Here is a 25,719-nt window from a genome sequence, read left to right as displayed (position 1 = left end):
TCCCCACCGGTTGCGATGCCTGCTTGAAATGTAGCAGGTGCTTTGACGAGCGTCTTAGCAATTGTGAAGTCGCCGGGCTGTAGTATGTTGAAATTGTATAAAGCGGCAAAATCTCGGATTGACGTGCTTTTGTAAGTGTTGGCGATGCCCTGTATTATTATTATTTTAGTCATATTACTGCCTTTGGTCCTGTGCAGGCAACGTAGATCGAACCGTACCTATATATCATCAGCATCTTAAGTCCAGTGTGTCTACCATTACACCCGCTGATGTATGCAGCCCTTTTCGTCGTCTGAATTGTCTTCGTTCGACATTGAAGATATTGCAATGATATGCCGCCGTCGGCCTAGCCGTCAAAAACTTATCCCCACCCCCAAAACCTCATGGCATTATCCACCCATCCCCGTCACACACGCGGCCCCCACGCAGGGTCGGGCGGGGAGATCGTGGGATGGGGGCGCCTGTCCAGCTCGGGTGGAAGCTCGGCGCGCGCATCTGCAATAATGGTGCGCACGAACCGGACCCTTGCATAAAAGCGGATCGTGACGGGCGGCCATTGGGCCACTTTATCTGTTTCGGAAGGTCCAATGGCCGCCCGTTACCGTGCAACCGCGACGCCGCAAGGCGGGCGCGGCTAAAGCCGATTCAGGTGTCGTGGTGAAAAACTTCGGATCAGCTATCTTCTATGTCATTGAAGTCAGGCCAGGGGTGCCGCGGTGACGACAGTGGCGGAAATCAAGCGGTGGACGCGCCCGATATGGGAGAGCCGCAAAGATGTGGTGCTGCGCCAGCGGACACTTACCGTGCTGCCATTTTCTCATGTCCACCGCGATATATTTTTCATTGGATCGGCGGACAGGACAAATCCCTGCCCGCAATGGGGTTTTCGGCCGGTATTCACACCGGCGACGCTCCGGGCGGAGTGGTTCGGCCTCATACCGACCGGCCACTCCACGGATGCAGATTTCGGGACAAGTCTTGTCGCCCAGTTGACCACCTGTATCGATAAGGACCTCGCTCCGATCACCTCGGTTGAAGACTTTTATCGGGTGACTAGCGGCCAGCGCCCGCCTGGCGCAGGGGGGCTATGGCAGTTGAGCCGCAACGGGGAATTTCACGCGGTAGTGCTGGCGGCACTGGGGCGGCTTGAATAGGCCGGTCGCGTATTGGCGCAAACGATGCTCATTATGGAACCCCTCAGCCTTAGATACATGCAGGACGCACGGACGGAGAACGCCAGGCGCCCCAAGGATAAATTTTGGCAGCGAGCGTTAGAAAGTTGGATAGAGCGGCTGAATGCGCTGGAGCAGCTCAAGCAACTGGCGGCGTTGGCAGATGCCGGCAATCGGATAGCGGTCGCGCAGATGCTCCACACGTGGTCCGAGGAACGGGTCAAACAATGGGGCGTCGAGGACCTGTGGACGCCTTTGCCATTTCCAATCGAGCTTGGTGCCGGTGACTGACCGCAATGCCGTTGGCATGCCCAGCGGGCCATGCTAGACGCGCCTGACCGCTGCGGGCGTGGTGGAATGGTAGACACACAGGACTTAAAATCCTGAGAGGGTATCCTCGTGCGGGTTCGAGCCCCGCCGCCCGCACCAGTTTTGAGGGATTTGATGTTTTCCAAAATCGAAACCGGCATTGCGCCATCGTCGTCCCCGGTTGCCGATGTGGTGCGGGTGGGGCAGCAGGTCTGGCTGGTGGCGATTGCGGAGGATCCGGTGACGGGCGAGATCGTGCCGGGCGGCATCGAAGCGCAGACGCGGCGGGTGATCGAGAATTTGCAGATCGCCATCACGGCGGCGGGTGGCACATTGGCCGATATCGTGCAGGTGCAGGTATTTCTGATCGATCGCGCCGATGCCAGGGGCATGAACGCGGTTTATGGCGAGCTGTTCAAGCCGCCTTATCCGGTGCGGGCCACGGTGGTGGTTAAGGAACTACTGGCCGACGGTTTGCGCGTCGAAATGCTGGCGACTGCCGTTCTGGGCTGATGTCGGGCGCAATCAAATATGTGACCTGACGGGCTTGGTGGCTGGTGCTGTGGGCATTGGCATTGCATTGTCGCGCCGTCTTCCATTCCAGCCTGTGAGTGTCGCCATGCCGTTTCCCGATCTCGTTCATCCAGCGCTGGGCGCCTATCAGAGCGCGGTGCAGACGCCTACCGATTTTGGGGCGTTCTGGGAGCGGACCATTGCCGAGGCGCGCGTGGCGGGCGGGGCGGTCAGCATCGAGCCGGTTCAATCGACATTGAAGCTGGTTGAGCTGTTTGACGTGACTTTTCCGGGCTTTGGCGGGCATCCGGTCAAGGGCTGGCTGGTGTTGCCGACGCAGCGGAGCGGCAAGCTGCCGCTGGCGGTGCAATATGTCGGCTATGGCGGCGGGCGTGGTTTTGCCCATGAGCACCTGCATTGGGCGGCGTCAGGTTATGCCTATTTCCGCATGGATACGCGCGGGCAGGGCAGTGTGTGGAGCACCGGCGCCACGGCCGACCCGGTCGGTTCGACTCCGGCGCAGCCGGGGTCGATGACCAAGGGGATTTTGCACAAGGACGATTACTATTATCGCCGGGTGTTCACCGATGGGGTACGGGCGATCGATGCGCTGATCGGGCTGGATTTTGTCGATGCCAGCCGCGTCGCGGTGCTGGGTGGCAGCCAGGGCGGCGGCATTGCCATCGCGGTGGCGGGAATTGATGGAAGGGTCAAGGCAGTGATGCCGGACGTGCCGTTCCTGTGCGATTTTCCGCGCGCGGTGCGGGTGGCCGGGCGCGATCCCTATGGCGAGATCGCCCGGTATCTGGCGCAGCATCGGGATGCCCTCGGGCCGGTGTTCGAGACGCTGCGCTATTTTGATGGCGTGTGCTTTGCCCGTCAATCGCGTGCTGCAGCGCTGTTCTCTGCCGCGATGATGGACGACATCTGCCCGCCTTCGACGGTTTACGGTGCATTCAACGCCTTTGCCGGCGCCGACAAATCCATTGTCGACTACGAGTTCAACAATCACGAAGGCGGCGGACCGTTTCAGGACCGGCGGCAGATGGCCTGGCTGGCCGAGCGGTTTGGCTGAGTGAGCCTTGGTGCTGGCTATACCTGGCGGCTGGCGCTGGCTTTGTTCTGCGCCACGCTGTGGTTCTGGCTCTGAGGGGCCAAAGCGAGATTGATGACTGGAACTGCGATGTTGTTGAAGCGTGAACTGCTGGAAGAAATCAAAGCCGGGAAAGTTGACGTGATCTTTCGCCGCTGGAGCCGTCCGACGGTGAAGCCGGGTGGCACGCTGAAGACCAAGGTCGGGCTGCTGGCGATCAAATCCATCGTCGAGATGAGCCCGCATGACGTCACCAATGCCGATGCCAGGCGCGCCGGGTTTGCCGATGTGGCGGCATTTCATCGCTGGCTGGAGACGATGAAGGCCGGCGATTTCTTTCACCGCATCGAGGTTGGCTATCTCGGCGAAGCCTAGTTCGCCAGCGCCAGCGGTGGAAAGCTGCGACCGTAGATCTGGTTGAGCCAGTTCAAATAAGTATCGACGCCGTCCTGTGCTCCATCGGCGGGGAAGTCGATGGAAATCACCGCGATATTGCCGCCGGGGCCGGGTGTGATGGCGATGCGGGGCGTGCTGGGTTGCACGTTGGCAGGCAGCGGCTGCTGCAGCAGGCGATCGCTGATCATTTTGGCGCCGGTGCGGGCGTCGGAAACACTGGGGAAGATGACGGCGACGTGGGCCGTGCTGCTAGTGTCGGTGCTGGTCGCGGCGAGAATGACCAGGCCGTATTGAGGCAGTTCCGATGGCGCGGCGCCGGAATCGCTGGGCTGGAAAAACGCCGGCGGGGTAAAGCCGGTTGCAGCATCGAGCGACGAGGTAGGACCCGATGCGGTGTTCAAGGCGTCGAGCAGGGCTTTCCAGAATTTGCAGCTGACACAAGCGTCCGGCGTGTTCATCGCCGCCGCGACGTAGGCGATGCCCTCGGTCGCCGCGACGCGCAGCAGGAAGCCGTCGCCGATCGCGAGGCGGACGGCCTTGCCCACGCCGGAACCGAGTGGATCGCCGACGCGTTCGCTGCTCGGCGCATAGTCTTCGCCCACGCTGAGCACCGGCAGTCCGGCGATTTCGGATGTGGTGTAACCATGGGCGGTCAGCACTGTCGGCGCGTCCGCGGCAAACCGATCCTCACCGAGAAGGACGGTGACGTTCTGCGGCGGGTCGCCTGCTGTCAGCACGCCATAGACGAGGTCAAAGTCGATGCCGGTTGCGGTTTTGGCGGTGGCCGCATCATAGAAAGCGGCATTGAGGCCCTGGTCGGTAGTGCCGATCAGGGCGGTTTTGCCGGTCTCGGACATTTGCAGGCTATGGGGCGCGGTATAGGTGAAGACTACCGGCGCTTCATTGAGATTTGCCGGTAGCACCGGCAGAAATTTATCCAGCGGCTCGAATGCCATGGCGGGGCATGACAGCATCAGCAACAGAGCGACGAACAGACCTGGTTTCATCGAGCGGATCCGATTTGGTCGGCCGAGCTTAGCGCGGCCCTTGCCGTTCGGCTAGAACGGGCAGGGCGCGATGAAGGTGACGAATTCGCCGGTGGTTGGATGGGTGAAGCCGAGTTTTTCGGCATGCAGTTGCAGCCGGTCGGCAGCGGCAAGGGGCTCGGCATCGGCATAAAACACGTCGCCCAGAATCACATGGCCGATGGCCTTCATGTGTACCCGGAGTTGATGGGTGCGCCCGGTGAGCGGGGTGAGGCGCACGCGAGTGATGCCGGGTTCGCGCTCCATCACCTGCCATTCGGTTTGCGACGAGCGGCCATTTTCAGGGTCGACGCGCTGGCGCGGCTTGTTTTCCCAATCGGTGGCAAGGGGCAGGTCAACAAGGCCGTTCTCGGCTTCCATCTCGCCCCAGACGCGGGCGACGTAGCTTTTGGTGGATTGGCGGTGTTCGAACTGGCTGCCGATCTTGCCATGGGCGCGCTTGTTGAGCGCCATTACCAGAATGCCGGAGGTGTCCTTGTCGAGGCGATGGCACATGCCGGCCGTGGGGTAGGATTTGCGGGCGCGGTATTCCAGGCAATCCCACAGCGAGGGATCCTTGCCGGGGACGCTGAGCAGGCCGCTGGGCTTGTCGAGCACCAGAATATCGTCATCGACATGGACGACGTTCAGATACGGTTCAAGTGGCGGAAAGTAATTGGTCAGGGTCGGCATGGGTCCGGGCATGCGCGCCTGTTAGCAGGGTTTTGCGTGCAAAAACAGTTGGACCTGTTGCCGTAAAGATATTGTGCGCGTCTTGGACTCGCTGGAAACTGCATCATCAATTGCTGAGGGACACAGCATGTGGGATTTTTCGATTAGCCGGGCCTTGGGCATGATGGGCAAGACCATGCCGTTTATCCTATTCCGCATGGTGGTCTATTTCGGCATCGCCGTGGCCTATGTGCTGGTGACCGGTATTGGTGCGGGCATTGGCTGGGGCGTTGGCGCCTTTGGCGATGAGGATTTCCACATCAGTGCCACGTTCTGGGGCGGCGGGCTGGGCTTCGTGCTCACGGCCGGCGTGCTGTATTTCCTGCGGGAATATATCCTCTACATCGTCAAGGCCGGGCACATTGCCGTGCTGGTGGAACTGATGGACGGACGGCCGATCCCGCAGGGGCGCTCGCAGATCGATTATGCCTCGAGCGTGGTCAAGGCGCGGTTTGCCGAGGCCAATGTGCTGTTTGCCATCGATCAACTGGTCAAGGGCGTACTGGGAGCGATCACCGGGCTGGTCGAGGGCATTGCCTCGTTCATTCCGATCCCGGGCCTGCAGCAGTTTGTCGGGCTGATCCGGGCGTTCCTCAAGATTGCGGTGGGGCTCGTGGACGAAGTGATCCTGGCCTACGCGATCCGCACGCGTGCCGAAAACCCATGGGCTTCGGCGCGCACCGCGCTGGTGCTGTATGGGCAGAATTACAAAGTGATGCTCAAGAACGCCGCCTGGCTGACGGTGATTACCTATGGCCTGTCATTCCTGGTCTTCCTTGTCATGCTGGCTCCCGCCGCAGCGGTGGTCTGGCTGATCCCGGGCGGCTGGTCGGCCGGCGGCTTCGTCTTCGCCATCATCTTTGCCTGGGCGGTGAAGGCAGCGTTGATCGAGCCATTCGCCATTGCCTGTATGATGGAGGTTTATTTCAAGACCATCGAAGGCCAGGTGCCGGATGCGCAGTGGGATGCACGATTGACCTCGGTGTCCAAGAAGTTTGGCAAGCTCAAGGACAAGGCGGCGGGCTGGATCGGTCATGGCGGCCCGGCGGAAGGGCCGGCGGCCCCGACCAATCCAGCGGTCTGATCGATTTGTAATGCAACCTGCTCTCTGGGTCGCGAGTTGTTCAGGCACAACAACCCAGAGGAGGCTTTCATGCACAAAGATCAGGTTAAAGGCGCCGCCAACCAGGCCAAGGGCGCCGTGAAGGACGCGGTCGGTGGTCTTACCGGCAACACCAAGCTGCAAGCTGAAGGCAAGGTCGATAAGGCTGTGGGCAAGGTCCAGAGCAAGGTCGGCGAAGCCAAGGATAAGACCCGCGACGCGCTGAAGAACTAAGTCACTCAGTTGGCTACGGTGAAAGGCCGCCCCTCGGGGCGGTTTTTTGCTGTTTGGGTTGGAGCGTGGCGGAGGTAGTCTGCCGCCTATGCAAACCACCACCTTCGAGACGGCACTGGGCAGGTTCGGCATCGGCTGGACCGATGACGGCATCGCCCGCGTGCAATTGCCGGGGCTGGAACCGGATGCGCTGTTGGCGCGGATCAATCGAGCAGGAGCCACGCCCGGCGAGCCGCCAAATTGGGTCGAGGCGGTCATCGGCGCGATCGAGGATTATGCCGATGGCGAACAGGTGGACTTTAAGGCGGTAAAACTCGATCTGGCTGGCACGCCCCAATTCCATCGCCAAGCGTACGCACTGCTGGTTCGCTTCGGTTATGGCCAAGTCACCACTTATGGCGCGCTGGCGCGGCAATTGGGCGATGTGCAGCTATCGCGCGCCGTTGGGCAGGCGATGGGCGCCAATCCGATCCCGTTGATTATTCCGTGCCATCGGGTACTGGCCAGCGCCGGCAAGCGCGGCGGGTTTTCAGCGCCGGGCGGCGCCGATGCCAAGATGCGGATGCTGGCGCTGGAGGGCGTGCGTGGGCTGCCGGGCGAAGCCGGGCAACTCGGATTTGGGTTTTAGAAATTTTCCCCTGGCGAGGTACTATTCAGCTGCCATGGCGGGCACGTTGATGCGGCGTGACTTGAGGCGGTTGAGCTGGTGGGCCGCGTGCGCGAGCAGGGCGTGCCGGACATCGGCCGTGGGCATGCCCTCACCGGTTTCGGTGCGCACCTTCAGATCGAGCTTGTAGAGGCTGTCGTTGCCAAGGAAATTCTCGTGAATTTTCACGCGGACCACGCCGGTAATCCGGCCCTTAAAGGTCGGGTGCGGTCCAAAATAGAGTAGCTGGCAATCCTTGATCTCGAACGACATTTGACATTGACCCCCCAACGGCCAACCTCGGTTGAGGTTTTAATCAAATGCCAGCGGACGGCCTTGTGCAAGTCACATTCGAATCATTTTGCACTTGTCCTTAACAACAACACCGGTCCAATCACGCGGTCGTGAAGCTATCGCCCGATAGCTGCGCAGATTGGCTATTGCCAGCGCTTGAAAGCCTTCAAATGCGGCGTCGCTTTCAGGGTGGCGAGCGTAATCTTTTCGATAGGGTCGGTCACCGGTACGATCAGCACGTTTTCGGTCGTCGGGTCAGGAACTTCCAGTGTTGCGAACTGGCTGTCGAGCAGGCTGGTGGGCATGTATTCGTGCTGGCGCTGCGCCATGCGGGCCGCGATGACCTCTTTGGTGCCTTGCAGATAGACGAACAGGATCGGCTCGCCGGCCTGCTGGGTGAGGAAATCGCGGTAGGCGCGCTTGAGCGACGAACACGCCCCGACGGCACAGCCCTTGCCATTGGCGGCTACGGCCAGTGCCTGGGCCAGCGTTTGCAGCCAGGGCCAGCGATCCGCATCGGTCAGCGGTGTACCGGCGCGCATTTTGTCCTTGTTGGCAGCGGGGTGATAATCGTCGCCATCGAGGAACGGTGCGTGCAAGCGGCGCGCGATGGATTGTCCGACAGTGGTTTTGCCGGATGAGCTGACGCCCATGACGATGATGATGCGGGCTGGGATCATCTCAGACGGTCGCGGTGAAGGCGCCATCGACATAAAGGATATGGCCGTTGACGAATCTGGCGGCCTCGGAGGCAAGGAAGATCGCCGCGCCGCCGAGTTCTTCGACCTGGCCCCAGCGGCCCATCGGGGTGCGGGTTTCGACCCAGGCGGTGAATTTTTCGTCCTTCACCAATGCCTCGTTGAGCTCCGTGGCGAAATAGCCGGGCGCGATGCCGTTGATGTTGAGGCCATGCCTGGCCCAGTCGACGGCCATGCCGCGCGTCAGATTGGCCACGGCGGCTTTGGAAGCCGCGTATGGAGCGATAGATGGACGAGCAAGACCCGACATCAGCGAGCAGATATTGATGATCTTGCCATGGCCGCGCGCGATCATGTGGCGGGACACGGCCTGGCCGACATTGAACACCGAGGTGACATTGGTGGTCATGAGTTGGTCGAATTTTTCGGGCGGGAATGAATCCAGCGCGCCGCGAAACTGCATGCCGGCATTGTTGACCAGAATGTCGATCGGGCCGATCTCTTCCTCGATATGGCTGATCGCGTCATTGACGCTGTCGCGGCTGGTTACATCGAAGGCCACGGCGCTGACCGCAGCGCCTTTGGCTGCCAGATCCTTGGCGGCAGAGCCCAGCGCAACCGTGTCGCGGGCGTTGAGCACGATGGAGGCGCCGGCACCGGAAAATGCCTCGGCTAGCGCATAGCCGATCCCTCGGCTGGAGCCGGTAATGAGGGCGCGTTTGCCCTTGAGGCTGAAGAGAGAAAGCGTGTCCACGCGGCAACTCCGATTTTTCGCGGAGCCTATGATGCAGGCTCGGACTTGGGCAAGCACCAGTTTGCGCAGCGAAAGGCCAGAATGGCCAAAAAGTGCGCAGATTAGACTTCCGTCTAGGCGCAGTTTGTGGTCAGTTCCCCGCGCCGCGCGGGGCTGCCTGCGTGGTTCTACAGCGTGATCCTCGGAAGGACTAAGCATGGCGACGGCAGACATCGGTCTTATTGGCTTGGCGGTTATGGGCTCCAATCTGGCGCTGAATATTGCCGAAAAGGGCTACACCATCGCGGTCCACAACCGCACTGCTGCCAAGATCGACGATTTCGTCGTCGCCGCCAAAGAGCAGGGGCTCGATGGCAAGATCATTCCCGAGGCCGACCTTGCCGCCTTCGTGCTGACCGTCAAGCGCCCGCGCTCGATCATCATCATGGTCAAGGCCGGCGCTCCGGTCGATGAAATGATCGAACATCTCCTGCCGCACCTGGAACAGGGCGACGCGATCATCGAGTGCGGCAATTCGCTGTTCACCGATACGCAGCGCCGGTTCGATTATCTCAAGCCCAAGGGCATCGGTTATCTCGGCGTCGGTGTTTCCGGCGGCGAAGAAGGTGCGCGTCATGGCCCGTCGATCATGGTCGGCGGCTCCAAGGAACAGTGGCACAACGCTGAAGCGGTGCTGACCGCGATTGCGGCAAAATTCAACGGCGAAAGCTGCTGCGCCTATCTGGGCGAAGGCGGCGCTGGCCATTTCGTCAAGACCATCCACAATGGCATCGAATATGGCGACATGCAGATGATCGCCGAAGTCTATGGCGTGATGCGCGACGGTCTGGGCATGAATCCAACTGCTTGCGCGGAAGTCTTCAAGGAATGGAACAAGGGTCCGCTCAACTCCTACCTGATCGAAATCACCGGTCACGTTCTGGCTGCCGTCGACGGTCCCACCGGCAAGCCGCTGGTTGAGCTGATCCTCGACAAGGCCGGCCAGAAGGGCACCGGCGTCTGGTCCGCCATCGCGGCGCAGCAGATGGGCGTGCCGGCGACGGCCATTGAAGGCGCGGTCGCTGCCCGTTCGATCTCGGCCCGCAAGGATGAGCGCGTTGCCGCAGAAAGCATTTATGGCAAGCGCACCGCCAAGAAGGCCGATGTGACGCTGGCGGACCTCGAAAAGGCGCTGCTGGCCGGCAAGATCGTGTCGTATGCACAGGGCTTTGCCGTCATCGCCAAGGCTTCGGACGAAAATGGCTGGGCGCTACCGCTGTCGACCATTGCCAAGATCTGGCGCGCTGGCTGCATCATTCGCTCGCGTTTTCTCGACCAGATGGCCGCTGCCTACGCCAAGGGCGGCAATACCAATCTGCTGGTGGTGCCGGATTTCGTGGCGCTGATGAAGGATAGCCATCCGTCGCTGCGCAAGGTGGTTGCCGCCGCTGCCGTGGGCGAATTCCCGATGGTTTGCCTGTCGGCGGCGCTGAGTTATTTTGACAGCTATCGTCAGGCGCAGGGCACCGCCAACCTGATCCAGGGCCAGCGCGACTTCTTCGGCGCCCATGGCTTCGAAATCGCCGGACGTGGTCCCGACCAGCACGGCACCTGGCCGTCGACGCTGGGCAAGTAAGCAAAACGATAAACGGGGGCCGAGTGGCCCCCGAAGTTTTTGGAGGGCAATGATGGCTTCGCGGACGTTTCGCCAGAGTTTTGGTCTGCGCTGGCGGCGTATCTGGATGCCTAAATTGCGGCGCCGGGCACTATTTCTGATCGGCGGTGTATTGGTCGGTCTGGCCGCGATCCTGATGGCCTATCTGGCGCAGACCGCCTCCGCAGGATTTTTTGCTGTCGAACGCCGATTGCCGCTGCTGCCGCTGGTGTTGACGCCGGCGGCGTTTGCCGGGCTGGCCTGGCTGACCCGGCGGTTTGCGCCCGGCGCCCAGGGGAGCGGGCTGCCACAGGTCATTGCTGCCCGGCAGATCGATGAATTTGTCGACAAGGCACATCTGGTTTCGCCGCGCGTCGCAATTGGCAAAGTGTTGCTGCTCAATCTTGGATTGGCCTTTGGCGCGTCGACCGGACGCGAGGGTCCGACGGCGCAGGTGGGCGCGGCGATCATGCTCTGGCTAGGACGTTTCGCGCCGCACCGTCAGCCCGGCCTGTTGCTGGCAGGTGCTGCAGCCGGCGTAGCAGCGGCCTTCAACGCGCCCCTGGCCGGCATTGTCTTCGGCATCGAAGAAATGAGCCGCTCTTTTGAGCTGCGCACCAGTGGCCTCGTGCTGGGCACGGTCATTGCCGCCGGGATGACCTCGCTGGCCCTGGTGGGCAACTACACCTATTTTGGCCGGTCGGACATTGGCATGGCGTTTGATGGGAACCTGCTGTGGATACCCGTGGTCGGTGTCATCTGCGGCATTTTTGGCGGGCTGTTCAGTGCCGCAATCATTGCCGCCAATCGCGGGTTACCGGGGCGGCTTGGTCGGCTGATCAAGGCGCACCCCATCGCTTTCGCCGCCGGCTGTGGATTGCTGGTCGCCATCTGTGGCGTCGCCTCCGGCGGGGTAGTGTTCGGCACCAGTTCGGAACAGGCGACACAGATCTTGAACGGCGAACAGGTCACGGCATGGTTTGCACCACTCAAATTCATCGCGACGATAGCAACATCAGTGAGCGGCATACCCGGCGGTATCTTTGCGCCGGCGCTGTCGATCGGGGCGGGGATTGCCAGCGTGCTCGATCCGTTCACCGGCATGCCGGTCAGTGCGCTGACGATCATCTGCATGGCGGCCTATCTGGCAGCAGTGCTGCAGGCGCCGATCACGGCGTTTGTCATCGTCACCGAAATGACCGGCAATCAGGCGCTGATCCTGCCAGCCATGCTGGCCTGTTTCATCGCCAGCGTAGTGTCCAAGCTGATCTGCCCTGAAGGCATCTATCACGCACTGGCGCACCAGTTGTTGCGCAAGCAGCCTTTAGCCGCTTGAGCGTCAGCTACCCGGCGCGCTTGATCTCGGTTGCAGCAGGTGCGGGAAGCGACTTCTCGGTGCCGTCGGTGATGCTCGAGAAGGTGGCAATGTCGGCCGGGCGACCGAGGAAGAAGCCCTGGGCTTCGGCGCAGGTTTCGCCACGCAGAAAGTCCAGCTCCTCGATCCGCTCGATGCCTTCGGCGATCACCGGCAGATTAAGGCCAGCACCGAGGCCCAGCACGGCGCGGACGATCGCAGCCGACTGCTCATTGGTATCAACTGATTTGATGAACGACTGGTCGATCTTGATCTTGTCGAACGGGAAGGCGCGCAGGTTGGCCAGCGACGAATAGCCGGTGCCGAAATCGTCCATGGCGATGCGGACGCCCATGGCCTTGAGCTGGCGCAAGGTGGTCAGCGCGCGATTGATATCGCGGACCAGGGCCGTTTCGGTGATTTCGACTTCCAGACGGTTCGGCGACAGGCCGGTGAGCACCAGCGTTTCAACGATCATCGGGGCGAGCTGGGCGCTCTGCATCTGCATTGCCGAAACGTTGACCGCCACCGAGAGCTTGCTGGTCCATGCTGCGGCGTCAGTGCAGGCGCGCTTCATCACCCATTCGCCGAGCTGCAGGATCAGTCCGCTTTCTTCGGCGATGGGAATGAAGGTGCCGGGGGGTATGGCACCCCGTTCAGGGTGGTCCCAGCGCACCAGGGCCTCAAAACCGGTGACTTCGCCGCTCTTGATGTCGACCTGCGGCTGATAGACCAGACGCAACTGGTTGCGCGAAATGGCGTGACGCAGGTCGTTTTCCAGCATGCGCCGTTCATGCACCTTGGCGCCCATTTCGCTCTCGAAATAGCGATAGATGCCGCGGCCGTCGTGTTTGGCACGATAGAGTGCGGTATCGGCGTGGATCATCAGGTGCTGCGCGTCTTCAGCATTGTCAGGATAGATGGCAATGCCGATGCTAGCCGAGATCGCGGCGTTTTCGGTGGTTTCGCTATTGCTGGACCGGAAGCCGTCCAGCACCTGCTCGGCAACACGTCCGGCGCGCTCGGCGATGTGGATATCCGGCACGATGACGGCGAATTCGTCGCCGCCGAGGCGGGCGGCAATGCACTTGTCGCCGACGGATTTGAGCAGCGACTGGGCGACACGCTGGAGCAGCAGATCGCCCATCGGATGGCCGAACAGATCGTTGACCTCCTTGAACCGGTCAAGATCAAGGCAGAACACAGCGAAGCGCTGACCCTGCCGTTCGGCGTGGGCGATTTCGTTTTCAAGCTGGCGATTGAAGTTGGCGCGATTGGGCAGGCCCGTCAGCGCGTCATGATGGGCCAGGAAACGGATGTGTTGTTCGGCCTGCCTGCGGGCGCTGAGGTCGCGCACCGCGATGGCATGGTGCGGGTGACCGCCATAATCAACATCCCGCAGAATGGCTTCGACCGGAATGACGGTTCCACCCCGGACAGTCAGTTCGGTCTCGATCGGCGTGTTGGGCCGGCCGACGAGGGCGCTGCAGGTCTCCGCCGAAAAGAAGCTGCCGAGCTTTTGCCCGGCGAGATCGGCATTGGGGCGCTCAACCAGTTGCAGGAAGCTGGCGTTGACCGTGACGATGCTCTGGCCGTCGCAGACTATCAGGCCTTCGACTGCGGCATCAGCCAGGCCGCGCATGCGATTGCCTTCAAGCTCGCTGCGGCGCTGGTCGCGCAGATCGAGATAGATGCCGCCCAGTGCTGCTACCAGGATCATGATGCTGACCACGGCAATGCCGAACGCCAGATTTTGTGGAGTGGCGTCGGAGATGCTGACGGTTGGATAGCAGTGGCTGGTGTCGGCTGCCCCCATGCCGGTGAAGTGCATGGCGCAGATCGCCACTGTCAGCAGCAGGCTGCCCACCAGGCGCCAGCGCAGCTCATGGCCGATCGACCCGACGAACAGGGCTATGGCGCCAATGGTGATGCCAAGGATCAGCGAGGACGAGACCAGAACCGGGTCCCAGATGATGGCGCCGCCCATCTTGAGCGCCGACATGCCCACATAGTGCATCGCGGCGATACCGACGCCGGCAATGGCGCCGCCGAGAGCCGCGTCCGAACGGCGAGCGCCCACAGTGGCCCACCAGAAGCCCGCGCCGGCAAAACAGATCGCCACTACGAGCGATATCAGCGTGGTCATCACATCGTAGCCTGTGGGCATGCCGATGGCGTAGGCGAGCATGGCGACGAAGTGGGTGGACCAGACGCCGAAGCCGACCGAGACGGCGGCAACGGCCAGCCAGGCATGTTTCATGGCGCCGGAGGCTTTGCGCGCGTGGCTGAGCAGGCTCATCCCGGCAAACGAGGATAGACCGCAGATCAACGCAGCGAGCGCAACAAGACGCAGATCGTGCTGGTAAAACAGGGTCGACAAAACTGTTTGCATAAACGGTCTCGGAAGAGCAAAGCGCCCAAACTATGCGAGTACTTTTCACAGTTATCCGTAAAAATGGGATGAAGTTATGGAGTTTTACTTGTCCCAGTCCGTTGCCGTGATGGCGATGGTAAATGCTTGGTTGGGCTCTAAAGCGTCTTGAACAGCACGTAGCTGTCGACATAGCCGTGTTGGGGGTGACGGAACGCGCCGGGCAGGGTGCCGACAATGGCAAAGCCCAGCGACTGCCACAGCGCCACGGCGCGGGTATTGGTCGAGACCACATGGTTGAACTGCATGGCCCGGAAGCCGCGTTCGGCCGCCCGGATCAGCGAGTGCTGGCACATCTGGCGGGCGATGCCTCTGCCTTGGGCGGCCGGTGCGGTGATGTAGCCGCAGTTGGCAACGTGGCTGCCGCCGCCCTGCTGGTTGGCCATCAGGTAGTAAGTGCCAAGAATTTCGCCATCGGCCTCGGCGACGAACACTTCGTGGGTGGGGCCGAGCCAATAGGCCAGCGTTTGCGCGTCGGTGAAATCGGTCGGCAAGGCATAGGTTTGTCCGGCGCGCAGTACCGGAGCGACGATGGCGAGAATGGCGGGATAATCGGCCTTAGCGGCGAGGCGGATTTGCATCGGGTTTGCCGGCTTCGTCGCGGGGGACCAGGATCTGACCGGGCGGGGCCATTTCCGGCACGATGGGTTTGTCGGCAATGCTGGGGCGCCGCGACAGCCCAAAGCGCCAGTTGGCCAGCGCAAACAGCACCAGCGCCAGTACGACGGCGATACTCGCCGCGATGAATGGCGCGCCGGGGAAATAGTCGGGCGCGCTGGGCGAGTGGGTATAATAGGAAAAAATCTGGGTGGCGGCGAGCGGGCCGATGATGGTTGCCAGCGAATTGGAGGCGTTTACCGCCCCCTGCAACTCGCCCTGGGCGTTATCGGGCACCTGGCGCGACAGCACGCCATTGATGGCGGGCGCTGCAAGGCCGCTGATCGCCCCGACCATGATGAACACGTAGAGATAGAAGACCTCGCTGGTGAACGCGACGCCGGCAAAGGCGGCAATGGCGGCAAACAGGCCAAGGAACACCACCGGGGTTTCGCCGACGCGCTTGACCAGCGGGCCGACGATAAAGGCCTGGCAGATGGCAAAACCGACGCCGAAGGCGCCGAGCGATCGCCCGATCTGGCTGGAGGTGAAATTGAACACTTCGACGGTGAAATAGCTGAACACCGATGGCAATGCCTGTGCCGCCAGCGAGAAGGAAAACAAGATGGCCAGCAGCCAGAGCACGACCGGATACTGGCGCAACGACGCCAGCGCGCCAAACGGATTGGCGCGGCGGATATCGAACTTGCGACGCGAGGTTTTCGGCAGGCTTTCCGGCAGCACCAGCAGGCCAAAGAAGAAATTGGTGATGGCAAGGCCGGCAGCGGCCATGAACGGGACGCGTGGGCCCCAGGCGCCCAGTTCGCCGCCGATGACCGGGCCGATGATGAAGCCCAGCCCAAAGGCGGCGCCGATCAGGCCGAAGCGGTGGGTGCGTTTATGCGGCGGGGTGATATCGGCCATGTAGGCGGTGGCGGTGGCAACGGCGGCGCCGGAGATGCCGGCAATGATGCGGCCGATAAACAGATACCAGACGAAGGGCGCGATGCTCATCATGGTGTAGTCGAAGGTCAGCCCAAGCAGTGAGGCCAGCAGCACCGGGCGGCGGCCAAAGCGGTCAGACAGATTGCCCAGAACCGGCGAAAACACGAACTGCATGAAAGCGTAGGCGAAGACCAGATAGCCGCCAATGACTGCGGCGTCGGCGACACTGCCGCCGGTCAATTCCTTGAGCAATTCAGGCAGCACGGGAACGACGATGCCGACACCAACCATGTCGAGCAGAATCGTGACCAATATACAGGCCAGAGTCAGTCTTGATCGGGCTGTTGACGGCATACGGTGGTCGCTGATTTCCTAATTATGACGCGCAGTTGACACAGGCGTGGTGGTCAAAGCAAGACCGAATGCCGTTCAACGGGGGGGTGGTGAAATCACTTTGCCACTTGTCTCCGGGGCGACGTGGTAGTCGTAAAGCCAGCGCAGCCGCCTGAAATGGCTGGTGGGGCCCTGCAGCCGGAGCACCAGATCGCGGCCAATCGTCCATGGCCATTTCAGATGGAAGATTTTGCCATTGGCGCCCGCTGTGCGGGCGACTCTGGCAACACGCGGCCGGCGGATTGTCTCATAGCGGGCAAAGGCGCTGACGGCGTCCGGCTCGGTCATCAGCAGCGGCGCCAGAATGGCGGCATCCTCGATGGCCATCGCTGCACCCTGGGCCTGGAATGGCAGCATGGCGTGCGCGGCATCGCCGATCAGGCCGATGGCGCCGGCCGACCAGCGCGGCGTGTCGACCTTATACATCGGCCAGAAGGTCCAGTGGGTCCTGGTTGCCCTTAGAATGGCGTTGAGCCGGGCGCTTGGCAGAAGGGCACGCGGCAGCGCCGGGGTGGTCTGGACCTTGTTGCTGCGGGCCTGGCTGACGCGCATTTTGGAGAACAGCACGATATTGAACTGGCCCCGGTGCGGCAGCGGGTAGGCCACGAGGTGAAAGTCCGGGCCGAACAGCACCGAGGTGCGTTCGGTGGACAGCACATCGCTCAGCTCCGCCATCGGCACCAGCGCGCGCCACGCGGCGCGGCCAGCATATTTGGCTTCAGGCCCTTCGAGCAGCCGGGTTCGGGCTTGCGAGTGGACGCCGTCGGCGCCAACAACTGCGAAGGCGCGGCCACTGCGGCCGCCGCCGGTGGTCTGATCGACAGTGATCGAGGCCCCACGGGCGTGGCTGATGGCGTCCCATTCACGCACGTTGAAGACAATGTCGATATTGGCGAAGCGTCGGCAGGCCTTGAACAACGCGTCAACAAGATCAGCGCGATGCATCACCACATAGGGTTCGCCAAATTCGCTGCGGACGGCAGAACCCAAAGCGAGGGTCACCAGTGGCTTCCTGCGGCCATAAGGGAAAATGTCGATGCCTGACGGTTCGAGACTTTTGGCGGCGATGGCGCTGTCGAGGCCAAGCTGATTGAGGACGCGGCGCGCGTTGGGGCTGATCTGCAGGCCGGCGCCGAACTCGGATATGGCGGCGTTGCGCTCCAGCACCACGACGGTGGCGCCGAACTTGGCCAAGGCCAAGGCCAGCGTCAGCCCGGCAATGCCGGCACCGACGATATAGAAGGTACGGCCGGGGGCCGGGCTATCGGGTTGGCTCAAGCCGCGTCGGCGTGAAAAATGGCCGAAAGCGGGTTCGATGTGCCCACGGCAAGGGCTGCGTCATAAACAAAGAGCGTCGAGCAATAGGGGCACACCACTTCGCTGTCCTTGCCCATGTCGAGATAGATATGGGGATGATCGAAGGGAGGAAGGGCGCCGACGCACTGGAATTCCTTGGAGCCGACAGCGATCCGGGCAAGGCCCTCGGTATTGTGGAAATGGGGCGTGGTGCCGTGTGCCATAGAGAAGACCTGCAAGGGTGATTTGGTTGGCCGGACATTAGCGAAGGGCAGGCGGGAATGAAAGGGTTTGGCTGCCGTTCCGGTTGAAGTTTGTGCTCATTCGGGCGATGACGACGTACCATGCAGGAGACCAGCTTGCCCACATTTCAATCCGATGGCCTGATGCTGGCCTATGAAGTCTATGGTGAAGGCCCGCCGGTGTTGTGCATTCACGGCTTCGCCTCGAGCGGCAAGGTGAACTGGCTCGATACGGGCTGGGTCGATACGCTGACCAAGGCCGGATACCAGGCGATCACCATCGACAATCGGGGGCATGGATTGTCGGACAAGCCATATGATCCGGAACTGTATCATCCCCAAGCTATGGCGGATGACGCTTTGCGGCTGCTGGACCATTTGGGCATCCGGCAGGCAATCGTGATGGGCTATTCGATGGGCGCGCGGATCGCCGCGTTTCTGAGCTTTACCAATCCTGAGCGGGTGATCTGTGCGGTGTTTGGCGGCATGGGGATCAATCTGATCAACGGCCTGAGCGACGGCAACGACATCATTGCGGGGTTGCGCGCGCCGACGCTGGCCGAACTGACCCATCCAACGGCGCGGCAATTCCGGATTTTTGCCGATCACACCAAGGCCGACCGCGCGGCGCTGGCGGCCTGTATGGAAACTTCGCGCGACCCGATGCCGCGCTCGGATGTGCGACGCATCGATGTGCCGGCGCTGGTTGCGGTGGGTGCCGAGGATGTCATGGCCGGGCCGCCGGAGGCACTGGCCGATCTGCTGCCGCAAGGGGAGGCGTTCGTCATTGCCAAGCGCGATCATATGCGGGCGACGGGCGATCCAAAATTCAAGGAGGCGGTGCTGGCTTTCCTGGGACGAAATTTCGCGCCAGGCCATCAGTAGTGAACCAAATGTGCGCGAGGGATTTGTTTCCAGGTACGACATGGCTTATATCGGTATTCAGCGATACGTGGAGAGCATTGCGATGAGCGCCAGCGCCAAGAAGTCGGCGGAGATCAAATCGGTTGATCCTGTCTGGGAGGCCGTTCGGGCCGGTGCGCGGCAGATCGTGGCCAATGAGCCGTCGCTGGCCAATATGGTGATCTCCGCGATTCTCAATCACGACACCTTCGAGCAGGCGCTTGCCCATCGTTTGGCGGCACGGCTGGACCATGACGACGTTTCTGCAGACCTGATCCGGCAGGCCTTCGCCGAAACGCTAGTGGATAATCCCGGCGTTGGCGCTGACGCGCGCGTCGATCTGGCAGCGACGCTGGAGCGTGACCCCGCCTGTCATCGGGCGGTCGAGCCGCTGCTGTTCTTCAAGGGCTATCAGGCGATCCAGACCCATCGCTTTGCCCATGCCATGTTCAAGGCCGGGCGCCGGGATTTTGCGCTCTATCTGCAGAGCCGCGCCAGCCAGGTTTTTCAGGTGGACATTAACCCCGCCGTACGGATCGGCCATGGCATCATGCTCGATCATGGCACCGGGCTGGTGGTTGGTGAAACCGCGACCATTGGGGACAATGTCTCCCTGCTGCAGGGGGTCACCCTGGGCGGCACCGGTAAGTCGGACCAGGATCGTCACCCCAAGATCGGCAATGGCGTGCTGATCGGGGCAGGGGCCAAGGTACTTGGCAATATCAAGGTCGGCGATTGCTCGCGGATTGGTGCCGGTTCTGTGGTGCTCAAGGAAGTGCCGCCGCGGGTCACCGTCGCCGGCGTTCCGGCCAAAGTGATTGGCGAAGCCGGTTGCGCCCAGCCGGCGCTGGTCATGGACCAGATGATCACGGTTCACGATCTCAACGGCTGAACTGAAGTTTTCACCGCTAAAGCCGGGCCGTGGGGCTTGCCCCTGCGGCGTCAGGCATTACAGTTGCGCATCGCCATAAAAGCAGGACAAACCCGTGAACCACCCCGAAATCATCAAGCTGCAAAAATTTCTGCAGCTCAAGTTTGGCAACCGCAATATTGATGTGCGCCCGCGCGCCAAGCTCAACGATTCCGTCGAGGTGTTTATCGGTGACGAGTCGATCGGTCTGATCCATCTCGATGACGAGGATGGCGACAAGTCCTACATTTTCAATATGTCGATCCTCGATATCGATCTCGAAGACATCAGCTAAGGCCGATCTGTCGGGTCGGGGTCAGATGGCCCCGATCTCGGCCAGCCACTTCTGCATTTGCGTATCGAAACTCTGCCAGGACACCAAAGCCTTGGCATCGAAGCTGTAGATCGCCGCGATGCCGCTTTCCAGATACACCGTGCGCAGGCAGCGCCCATCCAGCTTTTTTTCCACTGGCGCCAGGCATTTGGCGACGAATGGATTGGGCGACAGCGCGTCGTACCAAACGGTTTCGCCGCTGAAGCCGGCGTTGGCCAGCAATGGCTTGCCCACCAGGCCCGGCACGCCCGAAACCACCGCCTTGTCGAACTGGTGCAGATAGACCCCATCGAGCAGCACGCTGCTGGGGCGTGCCCGGCTACGGGGCACCAGGGTCACGTCGATCGGGAAACTGGTTGCACCGTCGCGCGACTTCAGTGTCATCCGCAAATCGATCTGGCTGGAAAACCCTTCCTGCATTTGCCCTTCGTAGCGGAACCAGGACGCAGGAATAGCCAGCTCCTGGCCCGAAATGGTCACGGAAATCTTGTGCATATCGGCCTGGTTGGGTGGCGGGACCTTGTCCGCGCGCTCCAGCCCATCGACCAGATAGGCCGCACCGACCGCCAGCAGCAGCACCAAAATGGCAATGCCCGCAAGGTTGTAGCCGATGGAATGGACCTGCCGCGGTGGGTTGGTGGGGACGGTTTGAGTGCTCATCGCCGCTGTTAACCAGATTTGCCGAGAAGGGGTGACAGTCGATAGGGGGGTCAATATGATTAATGAAGGGTTAATAAGTCCGCGCGGGTTCAAGCGACGGACAGTGGGGACGGCTTGGATGGTCAAAGAACTGCTTTTGGCGGCTTTCATCATGGGTGTTGGGCTGTGCGTCGCGGGGGCGGGCACACATCTTTATCAATGGGTGTCGCGCCAGCGCGCGTTGCTGCGCTATGATGGCGAAACCTTTGTTGCCTCGATGGGCAATGTGGCGATGAGCTTTATCTGCGGCCCGTATCTGATGCTGCAACTTGGCTGGACCCAGGAGGACGACGGCACGCTGTCGGTCGGTTCCGCACTGGTCGCGGCCATGGTGGCATTTGGCTGGGCCTTTATCACCGGACTACTGTTCATGGGCGCTTACGTGGCGATCCGCTACTAACTGCTTCTCAGATTCCAGAAACAATGAAGCCCGCTTCGGAGAACCGAGGCGGGCTTCATTCATCAGACCCCTATCAGGGGTAGGGGGCGGGGTCCGGAAACTGATTATTTGGCGAGGGCAGCGACAATGATCGGACGGTTGTCGAACATGTCGACCCATTGGCCGGGATTGGCCTGCGACTGGCGCTTGATGTACTGGTAGGGCGTGGCATTCCAGACGTTGATGGCGCCTTCCTGATTGTCGAGCACCAGATCGCCGCGATCGGTGCGGACCAGCAGCACGGCATGGCCATCGCCATTGGTCTGGCGCACTACGGTCATCAACAGCGTGCTGGCGGGCCAGCCGGCATTGATCAGGTCGCGGCGCTTGGCCAGCGCGATATCTTCGCAATCGCCATAGCCGTTCGGGTAAGTCCAGAATTCGGCAACGTGATACAGATCCTGGTCAGTGACCGGAACGATGGCGCTGTTGGTATTGGCGTTGATGGTCAGCAGCTGGGTCCAGCGCGCCGGGGTCAACTCCATAAGTTCAACGACATGGGCATTGGGCAGGCATTCGGTGGCATGCGACTTGCAGAACTCGGCAGCGCCAACCGGAATGCTGGTTGGCTTGCTGGCGGTCTGCACGAACGCGATATTGTTGGTGTCCAGCGCCAGCGCCGGGGTGGCGACGGCAAAGAGCGCGATCAGTACGCCGCAGATGGCGCCTCGCAGTCCCTTTTTCGGTGTGAGCATTTGGTGATCTCCCTGATGGAGACCAACCTAAAGGGGGCCGATTTCGTCGATCCGAAAACTGCCATGCAGTTTTTATGCAAGTTTTATCGACTGAATTCAGTTCGGATTAACCAGGCCGGCGAGGCACTTACTGGCCGATGGTGGCTTTGACGGCCGCAAATTTGTCGTCGTCCTGCTGGGCGCCCCGGCGGCACTGCTTGGAGCCGATGATCACCTTGGTTGCAGTGGCGAAAATGCTGCGCCGCAAGGTGGCCCGCAGCGTCTGCCGCATGGCGTCGCGCGCCAGGCTGTGCCAGTTCTGGTGATAGACGTAGAGATCATGACCCTTGGCATCCACGAACAGCGCCGTGACGCAGACATCATCGTCATCGGCGCGGTCGTTATTGGTCAGGGTTTGCGAGAGGATGAATTTGCCATTGGCGGGATTGAAGCGGAAGGCGATATCGACCCACTGGTTGCGCTTCCAATCCCATTTCTGGTGATAGGCCGGGCACAGGCCAAGGGCGTCCGTCGCGGCGGCAGGGCAATCGGAATAGGCAATGGTCTGCCAGGCGTAGTCCTGCCAGTCAGCGCGCCCGTCGGCGACGACCGGCGTGGTCATGGCAAGGACAGCCGCCGCGAAAACGGCTGTGCGTCTGCAGATCATGGGGTTGGGGCAGGTGCAGTGCGGTGGCGCACCGAAGCTACCAGCCACACTAGAGCCAGTCCGAGTGCCAGCCCGACCACCCCTCCCGACGCTTTGGCGATCAGGTCGGCCATGCCCCAATGGCGATCCGGGGTCAGCAACTGGCCAAGTTCAAGTGCCAGTGCAAGCACGGGCAAGCCGATCAGCGTAAACAGCCAATGTTTTGGGAAAGTGACGGCAAAATTCAGCCCCAGCAAGGCATAGGCAAGGAAGCGTTCGACCTGAGCCGGCTCGGGCGTTCGGGGCCGCAACTGGATGGGCGACAGCGTCGCGCCGATAATTGCGACGAGCAGGAGCCATGGGAGCAATGAGAGCAGGCGTGGGCGCATGCCGGACCCTAGGCCAATGATGACGGTTTGACGACACACATTGCCGTATATCGCCAATGCGTTGGGCTAGTTGATCCGCAGGTTCTGCTGCACGACAGTGAGCATTTCCTGGGCCGAGGCGAATTCGACCGCCACGCCATTCTGGAAATGCCGGACGACGCGGGCGCGCATGCGGCCCAACGTCACCGGGGTGCCCATGGCCGGCCGAACCGCCAGTTCGATGGCGGCGCCGGACAGCGAAATATCGATGATCTTGCAATTGTAACGGCGGCCATCGTCCAGCACCACGGTGGAGTGGCGGTTGTCGGGCACGACACGTTCGTGGCGGCGATCCTCGGGCAGATTAAGGATATCCTTGTTGGCCAGCCAGGTGAGCTGGGCCGCCATCTTGTCGCGCTTGCGATCGGAAGCAGTGATATCCATCACGAAGCCGCCATCCATGGGCGACAGGATGGTGCCTTCGACGCGGCCGATGTGGTCGAGATAGGCGATGACCTTTTCGCCTTCGAGGCCGGAGGCCGGGGCGATGACGACGGCGTCGCCGGGCGACATTTCGAGCACCTGACACGGAAATTCGCGGCGGTCAGCCAGCATGTAGCGGCCCAGCACCGAGACTTTGACGCGCTGATATTTCGCCTTTTCAGCGCGGGTGCGCAAAGGGGCGATGAACTGCGGGGAGGGAATGTCGTCGCTGAGCATGCGCCCGCCAACCGTTGGGAGGTGTGGTTATCCCCGGTAAGCTATCGGCTTTTGGTTAACGCATAGTAAGAATGGGCGCTGCAGCTTGCTGCAAAATCAGGCAAAAATGTCGGTTTGCGGGAAGGGGCAGGTTTACTGCCGCCCCCCATCGATTACTGCCAGATGCGCATAGCGGCGGGCCGAGCGCCCATAGACCATGGCAGGGATGCCGCTTGGAGCCATGGACTGGCTGAAAGCCACCTCGCCGGCGACTTTGGCCGCCACGTCACGCCCCAGATCATCGGACGCCACATCGTCTGGCCAGATCAGGCGCAGGCCGGTGATGCGCTGCTCCAGAATCGGCTGCACGCCAAGCCAATAGGGCTCATCCACTGCGGTCATGGCGCCAAGCAGGCGGGTCTGGGTCGACCCATTGTGCCGCAGTGGCATCAGGATGGTTTCAAAGCTGGTCTTGGTATTGACCGCGGTGGTGCCCTGAAAGGTTACCAGCGCCACAGCATGATCCTCGGTGACGGCGCGGATCAGCGTGCCCATGGCCTCCTTGTCGCGCTCATGCCAGAGCGCGTTGAACGAGCGCCCCTTGAGTTCGCGGGAATAGGCGGTGCAGAGGTGCGAACCGGCGAGCCGGAACGTGAACGCGTTGCTGTCGTCGAGTTCGAGAATGAAGGTATTGGCGAGCGCGTCGCGAATGCGCGTCGGATCGATGTCCTTGCGGTCAGGCGCGCTGCGCGAACCACGGATACCATTCCAGTAGTCGTACAGCGTCTTCGTGCTCGATTTTTTCATTCGCCCCAACCCAGCTGACAGTTCGGGAGGTTCCTGGTCTGGAACGTCCGCCGCAAAACCGAGATTGGCAAAATCGGCGGGTAAAAGCGCCCTTAAACAATCCTTAAGGTTAACGCGGCAGCCGGGATGTGGAAAACATCGGGGAGAAGGCGCAGCGCCTGCGAGTCGGAGACAGAGTATGAGTGAGCAGGGCCCAAATCCCCGCAATCGGGGCAATGGCGAGCATCAGCCGATCTTTTTGCTCCCCAATGTGGTCACCGGCCTGATTGGCCTGATGGTGGCCATTCATATTGCGGCAACCCTGGTTCTTAACGAAGCGGGTCAGCAGCAACTGGTGTTCTGGTTTGCATTTTTGCCGGCACGGATCACCGCCGCCAGCAGTCAAATCGATCTGGCTCTGCCGTTGTTATGGACGCCATTTACCCACGCGCTGCTCCATGCCGGCTGGGAGCATCTGCTGCTCAATATGGCTTGGCTGGCTATTTTTGCGACGCCCGTCGCCCGTCGCTACGGGTCCGTGCCGACGCTGGTGATGTTCTTCCTGTGCGCCGCCGCTGGCGCCGCGCTATTTGCGGTAACGACGCTTTATACCGGACAGTTTCTGGTCGGTGCCTCCGGCGGCATTGCCGGACTGACCGGCGCGGCGGTGCGCTTCATGTTCCAGCCGCTGCTGGTCAGCGAAGACCCGACGACAGGGAAGCGGATCATTCTGGGCCAGCGCCTGGCGTCGCTGAGCGGCCTGATGCGCGAACCGCGCGCCCGCAATTTCACGCTGTTCTGGCTGATCGCCAATGGCGCGGTGCCGTTGTTGCCGCTGCTCACTGGCTCGGATTTGCAGATCGCCTGGCAGGCCCATATCGGCGGCTTTATCGCCGGCCTGCTGCTGGTCGGGCTGTTTGAACGCCGCGTTATGCCACCTCAGTAGACCTGCCTGGGATCGAACAGCGGCACAAGGCCGGTGTCCTTGAGCGCGACAGCGCCATCGCCGGTCTCGATCCGACGATAAAAGCAGGTCTTGCGGCCGGTGTGGCAAGCAGCACCGCGGCCGGTCTGTTCGGCGATGACCTGAATGGCGTCCTGATCGCAATCGACCAGCAGTTCGACGACGCGCTGCAGTTCGCCCGAGGTTTCGCCCTTTTTCCAGATTTTGCCGCGTGACCGCGACCAGTAATGCACGAACCCGGTTTCGATGGTCAGCGTCAGCGCCTCGGCGTTCATGAAGCCGACCATGAGCAGTTCATTGGTGCCCGCTTCCATGGTGATCGCGGTGACGAGCCCATTGGCGTCAAAACGCGGCGCGAAGGCAGTGCCTTCGTCGAGTTCTTCGTGGGTCAGGGTTTTGGGATCGGTGAAGGTCAGGGTCATGGGCGGGTTTTAGCGC

The 25,719-nt window shown here is 61.5% G+C and carries 32 protein-coding genes and 1 tRNA gene; 16 read left to right on the top strand and 17 right to left on the bottom strand.

The window, feature by feature from the left end; genetic code table 11:
• Nucleotides 1-725 precede the first annotated feature (725 nt).
• The 6 genes from ABIT12_RS02200 to ABIT12_RS02175 all read left to right on the top strand — a co-directional run bounded on the left by ABIT12_RS02200 (nt 726) and on the right by ABIT12_RS02175 (nt 3,462).
• Nucleotides 726-1,154, top strand: a complete 429-nt coding sequence (locus tag ABIT12_RS02200; RefSeq protein WP_348042885.1) for a hypothetical protein — start codon at nt 726-728, stop codon at nt 1,152-1,154.
• Nucleotides 1,155-1,178: 24 nt separating this feature from the next.
• The gene (locus ABIT12_RS02195) at nt 1,179-1,463 is read left to right on the top strand and encodes a hypothetical protein (RefSeq protein ID WP_348042883.1); all 285 of its coding nucleotides are present in this window, start codon (nt 1,179-1,181) and stop codon (nt 1,461-1,463) included.
• 52 nt (nt 1,464-1,515) lie between these two features.
• A tRNA-Leu gene (locus tag ABIT12_RS02190) sits at nt 1,516-1,601 on the top strand.
• 15 nt (nt 1,602-1,616) lie between these two features.
• Complete coding sequence (locus ABIT12_RS02185) at nt 1,617-1,994, top strand: RidA family protein (RefSeq protein WP_348042881.1); 378 nt, start codon at nt 1,617-1,619, stop codon at nt 1,992-1,994.
• 106 nt (nt 1,995-2,100) lie between these two features.
• A complete protein-coding gene (locus tag ABIT12_RS02180; RefSeq protein ID WP_348042879.1) occupies nt 2,101-3,069 on the top strand; it encodes an acetylxylan esterase in 969 nt (322 codons plus the stop codon).
• 108 nt (nt 3,070-3,177) lie between these two features.
• On the top strand, nt 3,178-3,462 hold the full coding sequence (locus ABIT12_RS02175) for a hypothetical protein (protein ID WP_348042877.1): 285 nt from the start codon (nt 3,178-3,180) through the stop codon (nt 3,460-3,462).
• On the opposite strand, the gene ABIT12_RS02170 is transcribed toward ABIT12_RS02175, so the two are convergent.
• Together ABIT12_RS02170 and ABIT12_RS02165 are read right to left on the bottom strand one after the other, a co-directional pair.
• A complete protein-coding gene (locus ABIT12_RS02170) occupies nt 3,459-4,490 on the bottom strand; it encodes a hypothetical protein (RefSeq protein WP_348042875.1) in 1,032 nt (343 codons plus the stop codon). The genes ABIT12_RS02175 and ABIT12_RS02170 overlap by 4 nt on opposite strands.
• Before the next feature lie 51 nt (nt 4,491-4,541).
• Nucleotides 4,542-5,213 (bottom strand): RluA family pseudouridine synthase, encoded by a 672-nt coding sequence (locus tag ABIT12_RS02165; RefSeq protein ID WP_348042873.1) that lies wholly within the window; start codon nt 5,211-5,213, stop codon nt 4,542-4,544.
• Between the two features lie 115 nt (nt 5,214-5,328).
• On the opposite strand from ABIT12_RS02165, the gene ABIT12_RS02160 reads away from it, so the two are divergent.
• From ABIT12_RS02160 to ABIT12_RS02150, 3 genes are all read left to right on the top strand, one after another.
• Nucleotides 5,329-6,324 (top strand): hypothetical protein, encoded by a 996-nt coding sequence (locus ABIT12_RS02160; RefSeq protein ID WP_348042871.1) that lies wholly within the window; start codon nt 5,329-5,331, stop codon nt 6,322-6,324.
• Nucleotides 6,325-6,393: 69 nt separating this feature from the next.
• A complete protein-coding gene (locus ABIT12_RS02155; RefSeq protein WP_348042870.1) occupies nt 6,394-6,576 on the top strand; it encodes a CsbD family protein in 183 nt (60 codons plus the stop codon).
• A gap of 88 nt (nt 6,577-6,664) precedes the next feature.
• A complete protein-coding gene (locus tag ABIT12_RS02150) occupies nt 6,665-7,204 on the top strand; it encodes a methylated-DNA--[protein]-cysteine S-methyltransferase (protein WP_348042869.1) in 540 nt (179 codons plus the stop codon).
• 21 nt (nt 7,205-7,225) lie between these two features.
• Here the strand turns inward: ABIT12_RS02150 and ABIT12_RS02145 are convergent, their stop codons facing one another.
• From ABIT12_RS02145 to ABIT12_RS02135, 3 genes are all read right to left on the bottom strand, one after another.
• Nucleotides 7,226-7,495, bottom strand: coding sequence for a hypothetical protein (locus ABIT12_RS02145; protein WP_348042867.1), 270 nt, complete (start codon nt 7,493-7,495; stop codon nt 7,226-7,228).
• A gap of 164 nt (nt 7,496-7,659) precedes the next feature.
• The gene (locus tag ABIT12_RS02140; RefSeq protein ID WP_348042865.1) at nt 7,660-8,196 is read right to left on the bottom strand and encodes a gluconokinase; all 537 of its coding nucleotides are present in this window, start codon (nt 8,194-8,196) and stop codon (nt 7,660-7,662) included.
• A gap of 1 nt (nt 8,197) precedes the next feature.
• Nucleotides 8,198-8,968, bottom strand: coding sequence for an SDR family oxidoreductase (locus ABIT12_RS02135; protein ID WP_348042863.1), 771 nt, complete (start codon nt 8,966-8,968; stop codon nt 8,198-8,200).
• A 196-nt stretch (nt 8,969-9,164) separates the two neighbouring features.
• Here ABIT12_RS02135 and gndA point away from each other — a divergent pair, with 196 nt between their 5' ends.
• Together gndA and ABIT12_RS02125 are read left to right on the top strand one after the other, a co-directional pair.
• A complete protein-coding gene (gndA, locus tag ABIT12_RS02130) occupies nt 9,165-10,583 on the top strand; it encodes an NADP-dependent phosphogluconate dehydrogenase (RefSeq protein ID WP_348042861.1) in 1,419 nt (472 codons plus the stop codon).
• A 52-nt stretch (nt 10,584-10,635) separates the two neighbouring features.
• On the top strand, nt 10,636-11,937 hold the full coding sequence (locus ABIT12_RS02125) for a chloride channel protein (RefSeq protein ID WP_348042859.1): 1,302 nt from the start codon (nt 10,636-10,638) through the stop codon (nt 11,935-11,937).
• 7 nt (nt 11,938-11,944) lie between these two features.
• Here the strand turns inward: ABIT12_RS02125 and ABIT12_RS02120 are convergent, their stop codons facing one another.
• The 5 genes from ABIT12_RS02120 to ABIT12_RS02100 form a co-directional block, all read right to left on the bottom strand.
• On the bottom strand, nt 11,945-14,347 hold the full coding sequence (locus tag ABIT12_RS02120) for an EAL domain-containing protein (RefSeq protein ID WP_348042857.1): 2,403 nt from the start codon (nt 14,345-14,347) through the stop codon (nt 11,945-11,947).
• A gap of 137 nt (nt 14,348-14,484) precedes the next feature.
• Nucleotides 14,485-14,967 carry an N-acetyltransferase gene (locus ABIT12_RS02115; protein WP_348042855.1) on the bottom strand — a complete coding sequence of 161 codons (483 nt, stop codon included), beginning with the start codon at nt 14,965-14,967 and terminating at the stop codon, nt 14,485-14,487.
• Nucleotides 14,945-16,240, bottom strand: a complete 1,296-nt coding sequence (locus ABIT12_RS02110; RefSeq protein WP_348042853.1) for a TCR/Tet family MFS transporter — start codon at nt 16,238-16,240, stop codon at nt 14,945-14,947. Before ABIT12_RS02110 ends, ABIT12_RS02115 begins: the two co-directional genes overlap by 23 nt.
• A 117-nt stretch (nt 16,241-16,357) precedes the next feature.
• Nucleotides 16,358-17,599 carry an FAD-dependent oxidoreductase gene (locus ABIT12_RS02105; RefSeq protein ID WP_348042851.1) on the bottom strand — a complete coding sequence of 414 codons (1,242 nt, stop codon included), beginning with the start codon at nt 17,597-17,599 and terminating at the stop codon, nt 16,358-16,360.
• Entirely contained in the window at nt 17,596-17,841 is a 246-nt protein-coding gene (locus tag ABIT12_RS02100) for a zinc-finger domain-containing protein (RefSeq protein ID WP_348042849.1), read from the bottom strand. The genes ABIT12_RS02105 and ABIT12_RS02100 overlap by 4 nt, the downstream gene beginning before the upstream one ends.
• 120 nt (nt 17,842-17,961) lie before the next feature.
• On the opposite strand from ABIT12_RS02100, the gene ABIT12_RS02095 reads away from it, so the two are divergent.
• The 3 genes from ABIT12_RS02095 to ABIT12_RS02085 all read left to right on the top strand — a co-directional run bounded on the left by ABIT12_RS02095 (nt 17,962) and on the right by ABIT12_RS02085 (nt 19,967).
• Nucleotides 17,962-18,744 carry an alpha/beta hydrolase gene (locus tag ABIT12_RS02095; RefSeq protein WP_348042847.1) on the top strand — a complete coding sequence of 261 codons (783 nt, stop codon included), beginning with the start codon at nt 17,962-17,964 and terminating at the stop codon, nt 18,742-18,744.
• A gap of 76 nt (nt 18,745-18,820) precedes the next feature.
• Nucleotides 18,821-19,654, top strand: a complete 834-nt coding sequence (cysE, locus tag ABIT12_RS02090; protein ID WP_407065577.1) for a serine O-acetyltransferase — start codon at nt 18,821-18,823, stop codon at nt 19,652-19,654.
• 94 nt (nt 19,655-19,748) lie between these two features.
• Nucleotides 19,749-19,967 (top strand): DUF3126 family protein, encoded by a 219-nt coding sequence (locus ABIT12_RS02085; protein ID WP_348042843.1) that lies wholly within the window; start codon nt 19,749-19,751, stop codon nt 19,965-19,967.
• Nucleotides 19,968-19,988: 21 nt separating this feature from the next.
• Here the strand turns inward: ABIT12_RS02085 and ABIT12_RS02080 are convergent, their stop codons facing one another.
• Nucleotides 19,989-20,666 (bottom strand): hypothetical protein, encoded by a 678-nt coding sequence (locus ABIT12_RS02080; RefSeq protein ID WP_348042841.1) that lies wholly within the window; start codon nt 20,664-20,666, stop codon nt 19,989-19,991.
• Nucleotides 20,667-20,784: 118 nt separating this feature from the next.
• On the opposite strand from ABIT12_RS02080, the gene ABIT12_RS02075 reads away from it, so the two are divergent.
• Entirely contained in the window at nt 20,785-21,105 is a 321-nt protein-coding gene (locus ABIT12_RS02075; RefSeq protein ID WP_348042839.1) for a DUF6949 family protein, read from the top strand.
• Between the two features lie 104 nt (nt 21,106-21,209).
• Here the strand turns inward: ABIT12_RS02075 and ABIT12_RS02070 are convergent, their stop codons facing one another.
• From ABIT12_RS02070 to ABIT12_RS02050, 5 genes are all read right to left on the bottom strand, one after another.
• Nucleotides 21,210-21,839, bottom strand: a complete 630-nt coding sequence (locus ABIT12_RS02070; RefSeq protein WP_348042837.1) for a transglutaminase-like cysteine peptidase — start codon at nt 21,837-21,839, stop codon at nt 21,210-21,212.
• Between the two features lie 127 nt (nt 21,840-21,966).
• Entirely contained in the window at nt 21,967-22,440 is a 474-nt protein-coding gene (locus tag ABIT12_RS02065; protein WP_348042835.1) for a hypothetical protein, read from the bottom strand.
• A gap of 41 nt (nt 22,441-22,481) precedes the next feature.
• On the bottom strand, nt 22,482-22,853 hold the full coding sequence (locus ABIT12_RS02060) for a VanZ family protein (protein WP_348042833.1): 372 nt from the start codon (nt 22,851-22,853) through the stop codon (nt 22,482-22,484).
• Between the two features lie 66 nt (nt 22,854-22,919).
• Nucleotides 22,920-23,552, bottom strand: coding sequence for a PilZ domain-containing protein (locus ABIT12_RS02055; RefSeq protein ID WP_348042831.1), 633 nt, complete (start codon nt 23,550-23,552; stop codon nt 22,920-22,922).
• 132 nt (nt 23,553-23,684) lie between these two features.
• A complete protein-coding gene (locus ABIT12_RS02050) occupies nt 23,685-24,338 on the bottom strand; it encodes a PAS domain-containing protein (protein WP_348042829.1) in 654 nt (217 codons plus the stop codon).
• A gap of 178 nt (nt 24,339-24,516) precedes the next feature.
• Here ABIT12_RS02050 and ABIT12_RS02045 point away from each other — a divergent pair, with 178 nt between their 5' ends.
• Nucleotides 24,517-25,263 (top strand): rhomboid family intramembrane serine protease, encoded by a 747-nt coding sequence (locus tag ABIT12_RS02045; protein WP_348042827.1) that lies wholly within the window; start codon nt 24,517-24,519, stop codon nt 25,261-25,263.
• On the opposite strand, the gene hisI is transcribed toward ABIT12_RS02045, so the two are convergent.
• Nucleotides 25,257-25,703 (bottom strand): phosphoribosyl-AMP cyclohydrolase, encoded by a 447-nt coding sequence (hisI, locus tag ABIT12_RS02040; RefSeq protein ID WP_348042825.1) that lies wholly within the window; start codon nt 25,701-25,703, stop codon nt 25,257-25,259. The genes ABIT12_RS02045 and hisI overlap by 7 nt on opposite strands.
• Between the last annotated feature and the right edge of the window lie 16 nt (nt 25,704-25,719).

The sequence above is a fragment of the Devosia sp. genome, assembly GCF_039927955.1.
Classification (GTDB): Bacteria; Pseudomonadota; Alphaproteobacteria; order Rhizobiales; family Devosiaceae; genus Devosia.
Note: the sequence above shows the minus strand (reverse complement) of the source record. Positions and strands in the feature narration are given on the sequence as shown.

Bases quoted from the DNA above. Each gene is read 5' to 3' on its own strand.
- ABIT12_RS02195 (WP_348042883.1), top strand. From the start codon at position 1,179: ATGCTCATTATGGAACCCCTCAGCCTTAGATACATGCAGGACGCACGG.
- ABIT12_RS02185 (WP_348042881.1), top strand. From the start codon at position 1,617: ATGTTTTCCAAAATCGAAACCGGCATTGCGCCATCGTCGTCCCCGGTT.
- ABIT12_RS02180 (WP_348042879.1), top strand. From the start codon at position 2,101: ATGCCGTTTCCCGATCTCGTTCATCCAGCGCTGGGCGCCTATCAGAGC.
- ABIT12_RS02175 (WP_348042877.1), top strand. From the start codon at position 3,178: ATGTTGTTGAAGCGTGAACTGCTGGAAGAAATCAAAGCCGGGAAAGTT.
- ABIT12_RS02170 (WP_348042875.1), bottom strand. From the start codon at position 4,490: ATGAAACCAGGTCTGTTCGTCGCTCTGTTGCTGATGCTGTCATGCCCC.
- ABIT12_RS02165 (WP_348042873.1), bottom strand. From the start codon at position 5,213: ATGCCCGGACCCATGCCGACCCTGACCAATTACTTTCCGCCACTTGAA.
- ABIT12_RS02160 (WP_348042871.1), top strand. From the start codon at position 5,329: ATGTGGGATTTTTCGATTAGCCGGGCCTTGGGCATGATGGGCAAGACC.
- ABIT12_RS02155 (WP_348042870.1), top strand. From the start codon at position 6,394: ATGCACAAAGATCAGGTTAAAGGCGCCGCCAACCAGGCCAAGGGCGCC.
- ABIT12_RS02150 (WP_348042869.1), top strand. From the start codon at position 6,665: ATGCAAACCACCACCTTCGAGACGGCACTGGGCAGGTTCGGCATCGGC.
- ABIT12_RS02145 (WP_348042867.1), bottom strand. From the start codon at position 7,495: ATGTCGTTCGAGATCAAGGATTGCCAGCTACTCTATTTTGGACCGCAC.
- ABIT12_RS02140 (WP_348042865.1), bottom strand. From the start codon at position 8,196: ATGATCCCAGCCCGCATCATCATCGTCATGGGCGTCAGCTCATCCGGC.
- gndA (WP_348042861.1), top strand. From the start codon at position 9,165: ATGGCGACGGCAGACATCGGTCTTATTGGCTTGGCGGTTATGGGCTCC.
- ABIT12_RS02125 (WP_348042859.1), top strand. From the start codon at position 10,636: ATGGCTTCGCGGACGTTTCGCCAGAGTTTTGGTCTGCGCTGGCGGCGT.
- ABIT12_RS02120 (WP_348042857.1), bottom strand. From the start codon at position 14,347: ATGCAAACAGTTTTGTCGACCCTGTTTTACCAGCACGATCTGCGTCTT.
- ABIT12_RS02115 (WP_348042855.1), bottom strand. From the start codon at position 14,967: ATGCAAATCCGCCTCGCCGCTAAGGCCGATTATCCCGCCATTCTCGCC.
- ABIT12_RS02100 (WP_348042849.1), bottom strand. From the start codon at position 17,841: ATGGCACACGGCACCACGCCCCATTTCCACAATACCGAGGGCCTTGCC.
- ABIT12_RS02095 (WP_348042847.1), top strand. From the start codon at position 17,962: ATGCAGGAGACCAGCTTGCCCACATTTCAATCCGATGGCCTGATGCTG.
- ABIT12_RS02080 (WP_348042841.1), bottom strand. From the start codon at position 20,666: ATGAGCACTCAAACCGTCCCCACCAACCCACCGCGGCAGGTCCATTCC.
- ABIT12_RS02075 (WP_348042839.1), top strand. From the start codon at position 20,785: ATGGTCAAAGAACTGCTTTTGGCGGCTTTCATCATGGGTGTTGGGCTG.
- ABIT12_RS02070 (WP_348042837.1), bottom strand. From the start codon at position 21,839: ATGCTCACACCGAAAAAGGGACTGCGAGGCGCCATCTGCGGCGTACTG.
- ABIT12_RS02065 (WP_348042835.1), bottom strand. From the start codon at position 22,440: ATGACCACGCCGGTCGTCGCCGACGGGCGCGCTGACTGGCAGGACTAC.
- ABIT12_RS02060 (WP_348042833.1), bottom strand. From the start codon at position 22,853: ATGCGCCCACGCCTGCTCTCATTGCTCCCATGGCTCCTGCTCGTCGCA.
- ABIT12_RS02055 (WP_348042831.1), bottom strand. From the start codon at position 23,552: ATGCTCAGCGACGACATTCCCTCCCCGCAGTTCATCGCCCCTTTGCGC.
- ABIT12_RS02050 (WP_348042829.1), bottom strand. From the start codon at position 24,338: ATGAAAAAATCGAGCACGAAGACGCTGTACGACTACTGGAATGGTATC.
- ABIT12_RS02045 (WP_348042827.1), top strand. From the start codon at position 24,517: ATGAGTGAGCAGGGCCCAAATCCCCGCAATCGGGGCAATGGCGAGCAT.
- hisI (WP_348042825.1), bottom strand. From the start codon at position 25,703: ATGACCCTGACCTTCACCGATCCCAAAACCCTGACCCACGAAGAACTC.